This window comes from Pseudoalteromonas sp. A601 (assembly GCF_002165575.1).
Classification (GTDB): Bacteria; Pseudomonadota; Gammaproteobacteria; order Enterobacterales; family Alteromonadaceae; genus Pseudoalteromonas.
Genome location: NZ_MXQF01000003.1, coordinates 31,616 through 46,714, shown reverse-complemented (window position 1 = coordinate 46,714; position 15,099 = coordinate 31,616). Strand labels below are relative to the sequence as shown.

16 protein-coding genes and 1 pseudogene are annotated in these 15,099 nt (G+C 40.7%); 5 read left to right on the top strand and 12 right to left on the bottom strand.

Annotation, left to right across the window (positions count from 1 at the left end):
* The first annotated feature begins 125 nt into the window (after positions 1-125).
* From B5G52_RS03070 to B5G52_RS03060, 3 genes are all read left to right on the top strand, one after another.
* Complete coding sequence (locus tag B5G52_RS03070) at positions 126-2,420, top strand: penicillin acylase family protein (protein WP_087531230.1); 2,295 nt, start codon at positions 126-128, stop codon at positions 2,418-2,420.
* Positions 2,421-2,632: 212 nt separating this feature from the next.
* Positions 2,633-4,165 (top strand): carbon-nitrogen hydrolase family protein, encoded by a 1,533-nt coding sequence (locus tag B5G52_RS03065; RefSeq protein ID WP_087531229.1) that lies wholly within the window; start codon positions 2,633-2,635, stop codon positions 4,163-4,165.
* On the top strand, positions 4,165-4,482 hold the full coding sequence (locus B5G52_RS03060) for a multidrug efflux SMR transporter (RefSeq protein WP_087531228.1): 318 nt from the start codon (positions 4,165-4,167) through the stop codon (positions 4,480-4,482). The genes B5G52_RS03065 and B5G52_RS03060 overlap by 1 nt, the downstream gene beginning before the upstream one ends.
* 34 nt (positions 4,483-4,516) lie before the next feature.
* On the opposite strand, the gene B5G52_RS03055 is transcribed toward B5G52_RS03060, so the two are convergent.
* From B5G52_RS03055 to B5G52_RS03040, 4 genes are all read right to left on the bottom strand, one after another.
* A complete protein-coding gene (locus tag B5G52_RS03055; protein ID WP_087531227.1) occupies positions 4,517-5,395 on the bottom strand; it encodes a DMT family transporter in 879 nt (292 codons plus the stop codon).
* A 272-nt stretch (positions 5,396-5,667) separates the two neighbouring features.
* Positions 5,668-6,879, bottom strand: coding sequence for a TonB family protein (locus tag B5G52_RS03050; RefSeq protein WP_087531402.1), 1,212 nt, complete (start codon positions 6,877-6,879; stop codon positions 5,668-5,670).
* Between the two features lie 10 nt (positions 6,880-6,889).
* Positions 6,890-7,264: a BlaI/MecI/CopY family transcriptional regulator gene (locus B5G52_RS03045; RefSeq protein WP_087531226.1), complete on the bottom strand. Its 375-nt coding sequence runs from the start codon at positions 7,262-7,264 to the stop codon at positions 6,890-6,892.
* An 83-nt stretch (positions 7,265-7,347) separates the two neighbouring features.
* Positions 7,348-8,040, bottom strand: coding sequence for a pseudouridine synthase (locus B5G52_RS03040; RefSeq protein WP_087531401.1), 693 nt, complete (start codon positions 8,038-8,040; stop codon positions 7,348-7,350).
* 83 nt (positions 8,041-8,123) lie between these two features.
* Here B5G52_RS03040 and B5G52_RS03035 point away from each other — a divergent pair, with 83 nt between their 5' ends.
* Both B5G52_RS03035 and B5G52_RS03030 read left to right on the top strand, forming a co-directional pair.
* Positions 8,124-8,429, top strand: a complete 306-nt coding sequence (locus B5G52_RS03035; RefSeq protein WP_087531400.1) for a DUF6482 family protein — start codon at positions 8,124-8,126, stop codon at positions 8,427-8,429.
* A 22-nt stretch (positions 8,430-8,451) separates the two neighbouring features.
* Positions 8,452-8,855, top strand: a pseudogene (locus B5G52_RS03030) (GNAT family N-acetyltransferase).
* Here the strand turns inward: B5G52_RS03030 and B5G52_RS03025 are convergent.
* From B5G52_RS03025 to B5G52_RS02990, 8 genes are all read right to left on the bottom strand, one after another.
* The gene (locus B5G52_RS03025) at positions 8,852-9,214 is read right to left on the bottom strand and encodes a HopJ type III effector protein (RefSeq protein WP_087531225.1); all 363 of its coding nucleotides are present in this window, start codon (positions 9,212-9,214) and stop codon (positions 8,852-8,854) included. The pseudogene B5G52_RS03030 and the gene B5G52_RS03025 overlap by 4 nt on opposite strands.
* A gap of 13 nt (positions 9,215-9,227) precedes the next feature.
* Complete coding sequence (locus B5G52_RS03020) at positions 9,228-10,352, bottom strand: TIGR02281 family clan AA aspartic protease (RefSeq protein WP_087531224.1); 1,125 nt, start codon at positions 10,350-10,352, stop codon at positions 9,228-9,230.
* 11 nt (positions 10,353-10,363) lie between these two features.
* Positions 10,364-11,071 (bottom strand): HAD-IA family hydrolase, encoded by a 708-nt coding sequence (locus B5G52_RS03015; protein ID WP_087531223.1) that lies wholly within the window; start codon positions 11,069-11,071, stop codon positions 10,364-10,366.
* Between the two features lie 10 nt (positions 11,072-11,081).
* Positions 11,082-12,047 carry a tyrosine recombinase XerC gene (locus tag B5G52_RS03010; protein WP_087531222.1) on the bottom strand — a complete coding sequence of 322 codons (966 nt, stop codon included), beginning with the start codon at positions 12,045-12,047 and terminating at the stop codon, positions 11,082-11,084.
* Entirely contained in the window at positions 12,044-12,667 is a 624-nt protein-coding gene (locus B5G52_RS03005; RefSeq protein WP_087531221.1) for a DUF484 family protein, read from the bottom strand. The genes B5G52_RS03010 and B5G52_RS03005 overlap by 4 nt, the downstream gene beginning before the upstream one ends.
* Positions 12,664-13,494 (bottom strand): diaminopimelate epimerase, encoded by an 831-nt coding sequence (gene dapF, locus B5G52_RS03000; protein WP_087531220.1) that lies wholly within the window; start codon positions 13,492-13,494, stop codon positions 12,664-12,666. The genes B5G52_RS03005 and dapF overlap by 4 nt, the downstream gene beginning before the upstream one ends.
* A 63-nt stretch (positions 13,495-13,557) precedes the next feature.
* The gene (lysA, locus tag B5G52_RS02995) at positions 13,558-14,811 is read right to left on the bottom strand and encodes a diaminopimelate decarboxylase (RefSeq protein WP_087531219.1); all 1,254 of its coding nucleotides are present in this window, start codon (positions 14,809-14,811) and stop codon (positions 13,558-13,560) included.
* Positions 14,812-15,006: a lipoprotein gene (locus B5G52_RS02990; RefSeq protein ID WP_087531218.1), complete on the bottom strand. Its 195-nt coding sequence runs from the start codon at positions 15,004-15,006 to the stop codon at positions 14,812-14,814. It lies immediately after the preceding gene.
* Positions 15,007-15,099 lie beyond the last annotated feature (93 nt).

Here is a 15,099-nt window from a genome sequence, read left to right as displayed (position 1 = left end):
TTTCAATAATATTGAAAATACGAATAAACATTTTTGGTTATATGGAAAGATTCATTCAAAATAACATTAATTTTTCATAAATCTGTGAGTATTATGGAGAAACTAAATAATTAAGGAATTTAGTTATGCTAAGGCTCATCAAGTGGTTGGTTTTAATTGTACTCATTTTAGGTTTGGCGGCAACAGCTATTGTTTATGGTATTTTGTCACTGAGCTTACCAGCTATTGATGGTAAAGGGCGCAGCCAAGCAATAACCAACGAGGTACGGCTTGGGCGAGATAACCTAGGGCAAGCTGTTATAAATGCAAGTAATCGTAACGATGCTGCTTATGGGCTAGGCTTTGCTCATGGCCAAGATCGTTTTTTCCAAATGGATTTATTACGTCGTAATGCTGCGGGTGAGCTGAGTGAATTATTCGGGGAGGCAGCGTTAGAGCTTGATAAAAAAATGCGTTTTCATCAACTACGTAAGCGCAGTGCGTCGATTGTTGAGCAATTACCATTAAAAGATCAAGCCTTATTGCAAAGTTATGCCGCTGGAGTAAATGAGGGCCTAGCACAAGTTGGGTTTGTAAGCTTTGAATACTTATTAACAGGGGCAAAGCAAAAGCCTTGGCGTAGCGAAGATAGCTTATTAGTTATATACAGTATGTACTTGGACTTACAAACGGCTACCTTTGAGCGAGATCAAGCGCTCATTCAAATTGCTGATATTTATGGTATTGATATGGTGAAGTTTATAACACAACCCAGCCCATATCAGGCTCCACTGGATGGCAGTCAACTACCAGCGTATGAGCAGGGTATACCAGAGCTACCTACTCAACATAGTTATGTTTATCATCGTATTGAGGCCAACCAAGAGCGAGGAAGTAATAACTGGGCAGTCACTAATCAGTTAACCGCTAATAATGCTGCATTACTATCAGATGATATGCACTTGTCGATGGGAGTACCCGTTATTTGGTATCGTGCGCAGCTTAATTATCAGTATGCCGATCATGCTTATCAGGTAACCGGGGTATCTCTTCCTGGCGCGCCAGCCATAGTTGTTGGAACTAATAATAATATTGCTTGGGGGTTCACTAATGGTTACTTAGATACCGCTGATTGGGTTGCTTTAACTAGCAGCAGTGAAACGTGGCAAGTAACTGAGCAAATAGCCCTACCTGATGGGCGCTTTGAGCCATATTTACTGACCATGAGTGAATATGGCCCTGTGCGGGACATAAATGGTAAGCAGTTTGCTCTTAGCTGGGTTGCTCATATGCCTTATGCAGTGGATATGAACTTGCTGCAATTAGAGCAAGCTAAAACGGTAGATGATGCCCTTGAACTTGCCAATGACGTCGGTATTCCTGTGCAAAACCTAATGGTTGTTGATAGCCAAGGGAATGCTGCCTGGAAGCATATGGGAGCTATTCCTGCGCGTAAAACACCGAGTGAGTTGGCTGTTAGTGAAGCTGATTATTCCTCATTATGGCAGCAAAATGAGTCAGCTAGACCAAGTGTCAAAAATCCAACTGATGCGCGCTTATGGACTGGGAATTCACGTGTTGTATCGGCTACGGATGATCTACGATTTGGTAACGGTGGTTATGCAATGGGAGCGCGTTCGGCGCAAATACGAGATAGGTTATTTGCACAAAATCACTTTGATGAAGCTGATTTTAATACACTTCAACATGACAACGAAGCGCGCTTTTTAAAATCTTGGCACACTTTGTTATTAAGCCAATTAAATAAACAAGTAGATACTAATCAGCAATACATAACGGTTCTTAATGATTGGCAAGCTTGTGCATGCTCAGATTCAATTGGCTATACTTTGGTAAGGGGCTTTCGTGATGAAATCATTAATATAGTATTTAGCCCATTGCAAACTCGGCTTAAGCAAGAAGCTGGCTCACTTAGGTATATAAAACGAGATTTAGAACCGGCTGTTTGGCAGTTAATTAAGCAACAACCAACAAGCTGGTTGAGTCCTGATTATACTAGTTGGGATGAGCAATTAGCAGGTGCGTTTACAAAAACGATAGCAAATTTAACCAATAAATTTGGTAGTAATATGCAAAACTGGCGCTGGGGAGTAGTTAATGAGCTTGCCATTGAACATCCTTTTGCCCAGCAGATCCCTCAATTAAGTAAGTTATTAAATATGCCTAAAGCTCCAGGTTTTGGTGATAGTTTTATGCCAGCAGTACAAGGCCCTAGTTTTGGTGCTTCACAGCGCTTTATTGCTCAACCAGGTCACTTAGAGAATGCAGTAATGGCTATACCAGGTGGGCAATCAGGCCATCCGCTTTCACCGTTTTATAGAGCTGGCTTTAATGATTACATTGAAGCGAAGTTAACACCTTTGTTACCACAAGCTGTTAATCACCAAATTGTTATTCAGCCTCAGTTGCGTGAGTTCTGAGGTTATTAAATTGATTAGCAGTGCTTATATAATGACGGCCATTGTTTTGTGTTCCACAGGGGCAGTGGCTGTGTTTTTATAAGCGGCTATTCAGGACCTTTCAATTACACTATTGTATCAATAAGAAAACAAATAATTATACCTTGTAGGTATAAGCTGTTTAAATGACAGGTAGGCAAAATAACTATGTATTGCACCTCAAGGAGTTGTGTATGTCGGCAGAAAAAACCCATTTAGAAATTTGTAACTTAACCAAAGAGCAGTACCCACAAATTAAGACCTTAATGGATCAAGCCTATCCCGATCTGGGGGGGGCATGGCCAACTCACACTATTTTTAGATTAATTGATCAATTTCCTGAAGGTCAATTAGGTATGGTTGACGACGGAGTCTTGGTCGGTATTGCGTTGAGTGTGCAAGTAGATTACGGGCGGTTTTCAAATCCACATACTTATGAAGATATTGTTGATGGCCATGATCGCGTATTTAGTGATCCAGAAGGGGATGCATTATACGGCCTAGACGTGGTTATTTCATCCACCCACCGGGGAATGCGTTTAGGGCGTAGGCTTTATGATGCTCGTAAAGAGCTATGTCGTCAGTATAATTTACGTGCCATTTTAGCTGGGGGGCGTATTCCGTGTTATTACAATTATAGCAGTGAGATGACGCCGACGCAGTACATCGAAAAGGTTGATCATAAAGAATTATACGACCCTATTTTGAGCTTCCAATTATCGAATGACTTTCAAGTAAAACGGTTACTCAAAAAGTATCTGCCTGAGGATCAAGAGTCAGTAGGCTATGCCACCTTGCTTGAGTGGAATAACATCATGTTCGAACCCACTGATACAGTACTTGAATCGACTAAGTCAATTGTGCGAGTTGGAGCGGTACAGTGGCAAATGCGGTGTGTGGAGTCAGTTGATGAGCTGCTAAAGCAGGTCGAATACTTTGTTGATACGGTTTCTGATTATAAAAGTGATTTTATTCTATTCCCTGAATTTTTTAATGCGCCTCTAATGGGGTTGACTGAACAAAGCAATCAAACCGAAGCAATTCGTTACTTAGCCGAATATACAGAGACATTCCGTGACGCGATGTCACGTATGGCGATTGAATATAATGCAAATATTATAACTGGCTCTATGCCCCTGGCTGAAGGCGATAAAATTTATAATGTGAGTTACTTGTGTCACCGCAGTGGTAAAATTGATGAGCAGCGTAAAATTCATATAACACCGCATGAGCAAAATGACTGGGTGATTCAAGGGGGTGATAAAATTGCCGTATTTGATACTGACGCAGGGCGCGTTGGTATTCAAATTTGTTATGATGTTGAGTTCCCTGAGTTATCGCGAATTTTAGCTAAGCAAGGATTAGACATTCTATTTGTACCATTTTGGACAGATACCAAAAATAGCTATTTACGGGTGCGTCACTGTGCGCAAGCGCGTGCGATTGAAAATGAGTGTTATGTGGTAATAGCAGGCTCTGTTGGTAACTTACCTGAGGTAGAAAGTTTAGATGTACAATATTCGCAATCAGCGGTATTAACCCCGTCTGATTTCTCATTCCCGCATGATGCCACTTTAAACGAAGCCACACCAAACACTGAAATGTTGTTGTTTAGTGATTTGGATATGGATAAGCTGAAAATTCTTCATAGCGAAGGTACGGTGCGTAACTTAAAAGATCGTCGTGAAGATCTGTATGATGTAATATTGAAAAAGAGAGAAAATTAATGGCGTGGATTTATTTGATTATCGCGGGTTTGCTTGAAATAGGTTGGCCAGTTGGTTTGAAAATGTCACAAGAGGGCGAGAATCGCTGGTTGGGGATTGGTATTGCGGTTGCTTTTATGGTCGCTAGCGGCTTTATGTTATGGCTCGCCCAGCGTGATATATCTATGGGCACTTCATATGCCGTATGGACAGGGATTGGTGCCGCAGGTACATTCCTAGTAGGTATTTTATTTTATAACGATGCCGCGACATTCGGCCGTATTGCGGGTGTACTCATGATTATAAGTGGTGTGATCACTTTGAAAATTAGTCATTAATACTTAATAAGCGGTTATTTTGATAACCGCCTATTTATGCTGGCAGCATCACTAAAATTGCCGCAATGGCAATTAATAAAAGCCCTGCGCTGTCTTGGCGTTTAAGAGGTTGTTTTAGCCAAAGTACAGCAATTAGCATAGTAAAAAATACCTCTACCTGACCAAGCGTTTTAACATACGCCACATGCTGTAAACTCATTGCGCTAAACCAACCAATTGAACCTATGCAGCTAAAAAAGCTGACTAAACAAACCATTTTTTTGTAGTGCCACATCTGTTTAATTGTTTGCGGCTCTTTAATTAGTAGGTAAACGAGTAATATCAAGCTTTGCAGACCAATGACAAACAGTAATACCCATGCTGCCGAATGTGGAAACAGTAAGCCTGAATTTAAGCTGGCTTCACGCACCCATAAAGATGTCAAAGCAAAGCAGCTACCGCACGCTAAACCGATTAATGCCGTAGTTAAGTTAAACTGTTTAACCTTGGCAATGCCACTAAGTAATAGCACCGCTATTGCACCGATAAATACACCAAGCCAACCAAGTAAACTCAGTGTTGAGCCGAAAAATAATACGCCTAAGATAGCTGCAACGAGCGCCTCGCTTTTAGCAAGACCTGCACCGACAGCGTAATTATTCATTTTAAAGAGTTTAACCATTAACCCTGTAGCTAAAATTTGCATAAAGCTAGCGCCAAGAATGAAAAGCCAAAATTTATGATTAAAACTAGGAAAGGAAGCCGGTTGATATTGATACAAAGAATAAAGGTAAATTGCAGCTATGGGGCTGGCTACAATAAATCGAGAGAGGGTAACACCCGCCAAACTCATATCAGTACTGAGCTTACTTTGCAGAGCATTTCGCCATGCCTGCATAAAGGCGGCTAAAAAAGTAAAAAATATCCAAGTCATAATGAATACAGTGTATTTAAGAGAAAGCTAAATTATCAGGAGAGTAGATAGATTGCGAACTAATAATGGGTAAGATGAAAATATATCAGCTGCGACAATTTGTCACAGTTTCAAAGTGGTGATACTGAGCTATAGTGAAACTGATGTTATTGTTAGTCGCCATTGCTTGATAAGTAATGGCGGCTTTTTTATTTAATTTTTTATGAATTGAAAAACGCCAAAGCAAGCGGCTTAAATAAGGCGCTTGCTTTAGGGTCTTCTGGTTCGAATGCCTACTTAGCAGCAACAGTCACTTTTTCAATGAGATCTTCTGATTTATAATGCTTATCTATCGCGAAGTCTAATTGCACTAACACATCTTTGAAGCCTGTGTTTGAAGACTTATACTGCCATTCCATTAATGCTTTTTTTGCCTCGCGGTTAAATACACCTGCGGGTTTTGCATTAACAACGGATACGTTCTCAGTCTTTCCTGTTGGGCTGATATCGTATTTCAAAACCACTGAGCCACTAATACCTTGCTTTGCTGCCTCGATAGGGTAAACAGGTTCAATTCTCATAATAGGCGAAATTGAATGTTTGTCTGTTTTGGCTTCTGGTTGTTTTGCGCTGGCAAAACTACTGAGCATGCCTGCGGCAAAAATCAGTAATGCCCCCTTGGCAACGAATGAACTATTACCGTTGTGTTTAATTTGCTTGAGTCGTTGTAACATGGTGTTTTTATCTCCATAGTGTGAATAGGCCATCAAACCTGTGCGGGTATTAGCCGCGCAATTAATGAGGGCTTTGCTGTATAAAATCCGTTGGCGTGTATTCTTTGTCGCAAGTACGGTTTCATCGCATGAGAGCTCTTGTAAGCGACGAAAGCTCATGTAACCAAGCCATGCAATTGGGTTAAACCAAAATATGAGGGTGGCTAATAAGCACACCATATTAAGTAAGTTGTCTCTGCGTTTTATGTGGACTTGTTCGTGTTCGATTATCAATGCAAGAGATGCAGGGTCCGTTTTTTGTAAATATCCCGTTGGCAGTACAAGTTGTGTGTTTAATAGGCCGATTACCATCGGTGTATTTACCGTGTCACTTTGCAATAGCGCAATATTAGGGGTTTGCTCAGCTAATTGCCTATTATGCAAAGGAGCCAGTTTTAGCTGTTTTATAAATTGCTTGTGTGTCATAACCGCGATTACCGCTAAAAAGCAAAATACCATGGTATACAGTAATACCCAGCTAATGCTGAAGTGACTGTTTATATGTTGATTCGGTGTAATCAACATCGTACTCATTGCCGTATTTTGAATTGGCTTATAATGTTCTGGTAAGTTAACCAGTAGCAGTGAAAGCGGCACCAATAACCATAATTTATAAACAAAATTTGCACTAAGCCATTTCAATGAATAGCGCTCTAGAATGAGTAAACTCAGAATTAAAGTGGTTACTAATAGCTGCTGCTCAATAAGCCAGTTAAACGCGCTTTCTAACATGGTTGGGCCCTTACTTTTGTTGTTTTTCCCAGTCATCAATCACTTTTTTAAGTTCGTTGATGTCTTGTTGAGAAAGCTGTTCGGACTTAGCAAAGCCACTAACCAGCGGTGCTATACGGCCACTAAAAAAACGTTCTATAAAGTTTTGGCTTTCTTTTAACGTGTATTCAGCGCGCTCCATGCAAGGACTATAAATATACTGGCGGCCTTCTTTTTCAAAGCTCAGTGCACCTTTTTTAACTAAACGGCCTAGTAATGTTTTGATGGTTTTTTCATGCCATTGCTTTTCATCGCTTAAGCGTGCAATGATTTGACTTGCTGTTGCTGGGTAGTCTTGCCAAAGTGCATCAAGCACTTCAAATTCTGCTTTTGATAATTCGATCATGAAGGTGTTGCCTACAAGTGTAATCTTTTATTTAGGATTACACTTGTAATCAGTTTTTGCAACTGCTTTTGTATAAAAAGTGATTAATTTTTTAAAATGTCGGATTTGCTAATTTTAAGGTAGCTATTTTCAGCAAGGTTGAGAGTCGCTAAATTAAGCTCACTAATTTGTTCACGGTATAAATCAATAACCCGATAACCACAGTAATGTGCCATTTTACGAATTTGCCTGTTTAGCCCTTGTTTTAAGATGATAGTGAACTGATCATCTGCGGTCTTTTCTACAATACAAGGTAAGGTGATTTGTTTATCAACAGGGACTCCACTTGCCATCTTGTGGCAAAAGTTATCATCCAGTGGTTTATCTACTTTAACAATATAGCGTTTGGGCTGGTGGAAGTCAGGGTGAATGAGTTGATTACAAAATTCACCATCGTTGGTCAAAATAAGTAAGCCTCTTGAGTCTTTATCTAATCGCCCGATAGGGTAAACACGTGTTGTTTTAGGTAAGTGGTGGATTAAACTGCTGGGGTCGGTTTTATTTAGTTTGCAGTCGATACCTATGGGTTTATGGTAAGCAAAATAGACGTGTTTTGCTTTGCCTTGTACTCGGCAATCATTAACCAGAATCAAATCATTATCATCAACATGATCGATATGGTTTGCCGCACGGTTATTTACTGTGACTACGCCTTGATCAATGAGTCTCGATGCTTGTTTGCGAGAGCATAAGCCCGCGTGGGCGAGGTATTTGGCAAGACGGATTTTGTCAGTCATAAGTGTTATTAAGAATTTTAATTGATCAAAGTATAACAAAGCCACGTATTGAGCCTAACGATACTATGCAAAAGAGTAAGACTATGGCGATTAAATTATCAGAGTTGGCTAATCACCAGCCTATCCAAAAAGTGATCGTTCACTCACTTGAAATGGCGCTTTATCAGGTTTCTGTAATGATCAATAATGTGGAATATTATGTCACAGATGAGCACGGTGAGTTTATTCGTGGCCTGAGCCCATTACATATTCAAAAGCGATTAGAGCATTTAAGCTACGTGCAAATGGTGTTACGCCATACCAGTGCATATGATGAAATGTGCGGTCAACCTGAAAAAGCTGAAAGTAATATGCTCGAGGTTCCTTATGGGAAAAACCATTTGTACTGAGATTAAGATTTTATAGGTTTAAATGTATACCTTAGTTAAAGACGATTCCATTGAGCTAAGTGCTCAGCTACGCTCAGAAATAGTCGCATTCAACAGCACACATTTTAATGCAGAGCGCATTCCTTTGGGCTTTAAGATAATTGAAAAAACGGACTTGGTGGCAGGAATTTCAGGGCACGTTTTTGGTAATTGGTTATTAATCAGTTGGCTCTGGTGTGATGAGAGATTTAGAGGTTGTGGTTTTGCCAAGCAGCTACTGAATGAAATGGAATTAGCCGCTGTAGAGCACGGTGCAATTGTTGCGCAGCTTGATACGCTAGATTTTCAAGCGAAGCCGTTTTACGAAAAAACGGCTATCGTGTTAAATACCAAATGGATGACTACCCACTCGATGGTGCTCGTTACTTTATGGAGAAAGTACTTTAATTTTTGCTCGCAAGGACCTGCTTTTCATCAAAAGTGATCCCTAAAAATGGAGTAGCTTCTGGCGCAAGCATAAAAGTGCGAATATTCATGTGGTCTTCGCCATCTGGATTGCCTAAGACCTCATCGCGATAAAAAGCGCCAAAGCAATCTAAGGTATTTTGTTTGCTAAGCTGATTTAGTTTCGCGAAGGCAAAGATTTTACATGAACCATTATTTTCATTAGCACCACTGACCAACCCATGATTATTAAAACCTGATGGCGTAAATGTGTAGTTGTTATCAATCGCAGCCATTGTGTCGGTAAATGCAATACTTTGCGGGTCATTGGCTAAATTGCTGAGAAAATCGTTGAGGTTCATAGCTATCCTTAATTTATTGTTTGTCTAACTCTAGCTGATTTGTTTGTTGATTAATATTAAATTTAAAATACTGCAAAAAGTTCATCCCTAGTAAGCCGTGCCCTGAATGTTGGCTAATTGCTAAAATATCAAAATTAGTTAGTACTTGTTGACCAATTTTAATTGATTCAATGCGGTAGCGCTGTGCAGTGGCTTTTCCGTTAGCTGTGTTTACCATCATGGTGCCTAAATATTCAGGCGTTGGGTAAAGAGCATCAATCACTGTTTGCGGTAAAACGGTGAGGCTGGCGCCGGTATCAATCATTAATTGCGTATTTAGTGCGTCATTCACGGTAATATCAAGTAAATAATGTGCTCCGTGTTTAGTCAGTGGTACTAAGTCGACTTCTGAATAAGCATTGTTAATTAAAGCTTGTAGTTCACTTGCTTGGGATTTGAGCGGGTGCTCTTCATCTAGCCTATCTAGGTTACTCTGCGCGCTGACTAAATCACCCAGTTGATAAAATGCATTTGCTTGTGCCATTAAGTGATAGGGATTTTCACTGCTGTAATCTAGCCACACAGCTGTTTGATTAACTATTTCTTGCCATGCCTCTCGCTTACTTAGGGTTTTTATTTGGGTTTGAGTTAATTGCGTTAAACGCATCGAGATAGCGGCTTGCTCTGCTTCATTCGCCATAGGTTGTAGAGTAAAAAGTGCCACGATAGCTTGATGAGGCTGCTGGTTTTTAACTAAGCGCTCAACCTCTAATTGCAGCATTTTTATATCATAGGGAAAACTGCTTAAAAATGCGTATAAAAAGGCTTCACTGATTGTTAGTTCATTATTAAGCAGCCAGCTATCAAGTGTGTCTAACCAACTAAAATAAAGCTGTTCAGCTTCTAGAGGGTGTGAGTTGTTCAGTTGTTGATAGCTTGCTACAGCTGCAGTAAATTGTCGTTTTTGGAACTGGTTAATGGCCTGTTGGTACTCTGGGCTAGTTGATTCTACACTGCGTTTTAGTATCGGTTTTGTTTTAGTTGATGTAACAGTTTGCGCCTGCGTTTTAGTTGGTTTAGGCCAAAGTAAATAGGCATTGAGTGCAACTGAGAGTAATAATAAAAAACTAATTAATTTAGTGTAATAACCCCTGCCCATGTTTAGCTCCTTTAGCGTAAAAAATATTTAAGCGCGTGAATATTTGTTATTTCTACATCAGGTAAACCACGGTACGCATATTGTGTAGGTTGATCGCTTAGCCACAGTGATTGACAGCCAGCGTTATGAGCGCCGTGCACATCAGTATCTAAACTATCACCAATATGTAAAATTTGCTCAGGTACTACGCTTAAATGCGAACAAGCTTGTTCAAACATGGTTGGGTGGGGTTTTGCTTTGCCATGCATTCCGGCTTGTAGTACCAGCTCAAAGACGCCGTTTAGATTAAAGCGCTCTATTTCAACATTGCCATTTGTAATAGCAATTAAACGATAATGCTTACTAAGTTGTGAGAGTAGTTCTAAAACATCATTACTTACGGTTATTTGGCTGCGAGCGTCAGCAAACGCTTGATACGCAGCAGTGGTATGTAGCTTAAGTTGTTCGCCTTGGTAACCCAGTTTTGCTAACCCTAATTGTAGGGTATCTTTGCGCCATTGGGTCACGTTATCAACGAGCGCTGGGTTTTGCTTTACAGCTTGCTCTCTACATTGTTGCCAATATTGCTTACCTTGAGCTTGCCAGTCAGGTAACGCGTTTAAGTAATCAATTTGTGCTTGCACCGCGGCTTTAATAATGGGGTGATTGTTATAAAGCGTGTCGTCTAAATCAAAACTCAATACTTTTATGGGTGATATAGCACGGTTAAAACGGATCATACGTTTCCTTTTAATCGGTATTCTGGCGTTTTTTAGCGCGGGGGTGAGTGTTATCGTACACCTTAGCTAAATGTTGAAAATCTAAATGGGTATACACTTGTGTCGCAGACAAACTGCTATGCCCTAAAAGTTCTTGTACGGCTCTTAAGTCGCCTGAAGATTCAAGAATATGTGAGGCGAATGAGTGACGCAGTTTATGCGGGTGCACTTGGCTGCTAATACCTTGCTTAATACCCCATTGTTGCATCCGTAATCGTACTTGGCGCACTGATATTCGGCATTTTTTACTGCTGACGAACACGGCTGGCTCATCAGGGCCTGCAAATTGCGGGCGTAACTTTAACCAGTAATTTAATGCATCAAGGGCTTTGCCGCCCACAGGTAATAAGCGTTCTTTATTGCCTTTACCGCGCACCAGTATTTCACCTTCGCTGCGGTTAATATCATGCATGTTAGCGCCAACTAACTCGCTAATGCGTAACCCTGATGAATACATTAATTCCATCATTGCTTTATCGCGGATAGCGAGGGGGTCATCATCATTAATTTCTAATAACCGGGCCATTTGATCAACATCGAGATTTTTTGGTAAGGGTTTCGCGAATTTTGGGCCTTTTATCGCTTCTGCTGGGTTGTGATAATGGCTTTGCTGGGTAATGTTTTTAGACTTAAGGAATTTATACAAGCTACGTATGCAGCTGAGTTTTAGGCTAATTGTTCTACCGCTGAGTTGTTTGCTGCGCAGTGCCATGCTGTAGCGGCGAATATGTTCACCTTTTACGTCCTGCCAGTTATCACATAGCTTGCTAAAATAGTGCGCGGCAAATTGCAGCTGGCTGGTATATTGGGTAATGGTGTGCGCAGAGTACTGCTTTTCAAACCGTAAGTAATCACTAAACAGTTGGATAGGAGTGAGCCATTGCTCGCTCAATTGCGCTGTTAATTGCTCTAAACCAGGAGGTTGCTCCTCGCTCATGCTAGTTCCAGTTGTAATTCCAATAATCTAAGCTGTAAAGAGCGTACAAATTCAAGCACAAAAAAGCTGTCTTTGGCGGGTTCAAAATGATTCGCATCAAGGCTACCAAAGGCAAGTATTGCAACGGGATGTTGGTTGTTGCAAATCAGGTACAAAGCAGTTGATTGAGTTTGCTCAGCAAATAATAAGTCTCGCTCTTGCTGGCTAACTCGACCAAGGTAAGTACCAGTGTCTTTTAGGCGATGTTCGATTAGTGCATCATATTTAGCTTCGTAGCGTACTAAATGACACTCGCTGATTGCAGGGTTGGTGCAAATAATGTTACGCAGGTTTATCGCGAGTGTTTTAAAATCGTAATTAGTCCAAAGCTGACGGTGACATTGGCTAAATAGACGATAAATAGACTCGTTTTCAGTTGCTTGCTCAATTAACTGCTCAATTTGCGCTTTTAGCTTGGTATTGTGTTCACGCAACTGGCGTTGTTGAATATGCACTAAAGACGTTGCGCCTTGAGCATGTTGCTGTAATTCAAGCTGTGTTAAAAGATCAGGGTTTTGCAGTAAAAAATCCGGATTATCAGCTAGAAAGTCGCTAACTTGTTGTTTGGTTATTTTACTCATAGGGCAACTTGTCCATCAAATACGTGCTCTGCAGGGCCTGTCATTCTTACTGGGTGACCTTCACCTTGCCAGCGCACTTGTAAACTGCCACCAGGTAAATCAACCTGTACCGTCGTGGCTAGCTTGCTTTGTACCTGACCAATAACCATGGCAGCACAAGCACCAGTACCACAGGCGAGGGTTTCGCTGACACCGCGCTCCCATACTCTTAGTTTAATATGTTCTTGCGAAATCACCTGCATAAAGCCCACGTTTACACGCTGCGGAAAACGTTCATGATTTTCAAGTAATGGGCCTAATGTATTTACATCAGCGGTTTCTATATCATCGACTTCTAATACACAGTGCGGGTTACCCATAGAAACTGCACCACTAAATACGGTGTGTTCTTCAGCACGAATAATATAGGTGAGCTCTCGTTTGCTGGCTTTGAGTGGAATTTTATTCGGCTCAAAATTAGGGTGGCCCATATTAACCGTGACTTGCCCATCTTTTTCAATATAAAGAGTAAGGTTACCTGATTTGGTAGAAACCGTTACCTTGTGTTTATTGGTTAAGCCTTTCATGCGTACAAAGCGTGCAAAACAGCGAGCTCCGTTACCGCATTGTTCCACTTCGTTGCCGTCAGCATTAAAAATACGATAATGAAAATCGAGATCAGGAGAATAGGGCGCTTCGACCATTAACAGTTGGTCAAAGCCAATGCCAAAATGGCGATCTGCCAATTTTTTGATTTGATCTCGTGATAAGAAAACGTTTTGTGTAATGTTATCAATTACAACAAAATCGTTGCCTAGGCCGTGCATTTTAGAAAAATTAACTAACATAGCGCTCTAATTCGGATTTGCTCTGCGCTAATCATGCCACAGAGCAGCCGGGTTACAAAAAGTTTATGGTAAAATTTTCTCGCCTTGCCATAAGCTTTCTACGGTTTCACGCGCGCGGATCAAATGGCTTTGTTCGCCATCTACCATTATCTCGGCAACGCGGGGGCGTGAATTGTAATTTGAACTCATGGTAAAGCCATAAGCACCAGCACTAAGCTGTGCTAATAAGTCGCCTTGTTTTAAGGCTAACATACGATCTTTACCTAAAAAATCACCGGTTTCACACACTGGCCCAACAATGTCGAAATTATTAGTTGGCGTATTATCACTGTGTGGGCAAACAGGCACAATATTTTGCCACGCTTGGTAAAGTGATGGGCGCAGCATATCGTTCATGCCAGCATCCACAATGGCAAAATACTTATCTTGGTTTTGCTTTATAAACTCAACTTTAGTGACCAAAATACCAGCATTTGCAGCAATAGCGCGGCCGGGTTCAAATATAAGCTCTAAATCTTGGTAGTTTGCTAAACGTTCAGTGATATGCGCTACATATTCGCTAGGGTGAGGTGGTGTTTCTCCATTGTAAGGCACGCCTAGACCGCCGCCAATATCAATATGACTCAGTACGATACCGTTTACTTTTAGCTCATCAATCAGTGCTAATACTTTATTTAAAGCTTCTAAGAATGGTTTAATCTCGGTAAGTTGTGAGCCTATATGGCAATCCACGCCGGTAATTTTTAGGCCTGGTAATGAGGCTGCATATTGATACACACTCACAGCAGTAAGAATATCTATGCCAAATTTATTTTCTTTTAACCCTGTTGAAATATAAGGGTGCGTTTTAGCGTCGATATCTGGGTTTACACGAATTGAAATAGGTGCAATTAGATCAAGTTCTGTCGCAACCTGTGAAATACGGTCAAGCTCCGATACAGACTCAACGTTGAAGCACTTTATGCCAAGCTTAAGTGCATACGCTATTTCATCTGCGGTTTTTGCTACCCCAGAAAAAACCACTTTTTTGGCATCGCCACCGGCTTCAATTACACGAGCTAGTTCACCTTTAGATACAATATCAAAGCCTGAGCCTAAACGCGCTAATACATTTAATACGGCTATATTAGAATTTGCTTTAACGGCATAACACACTAAGTTTTTATGATTTTTAGCAGCTTCGGCAAAGGCAAGATAATGGCGTTCAAATGTTTTACGTGAATACACGTAACATGGTGTACCGTATTGTGTTGCCAATTCATTGACAGCGATGTCTTCAGCATGCAGCTGATTATTTTTATAGTCAAAAAAATCCATCTATTGGTCCTGTTTCGATTCGGTTGTTGATGATGGTTTAACTGCTTCAGTTGAAGCTTGCTTTTGTTGTTGATTTGGTTCTACTTTTTCATCGGGTAAATACAATGGGCCGCTTTGCCCACAACCAGCGAGTGTGATAAGTAGTACAGCAATTGGGGAAAGTTGTTTTAATTGTTTAAGATGCATCTCTTTCATTAGATTAATCGCGTTGCTGGCTTTATAATCGCAGATTAACAGAATATCTAAAAAATGCAGCTATTCGCGGATGATTTTATTCCTGTTACACTA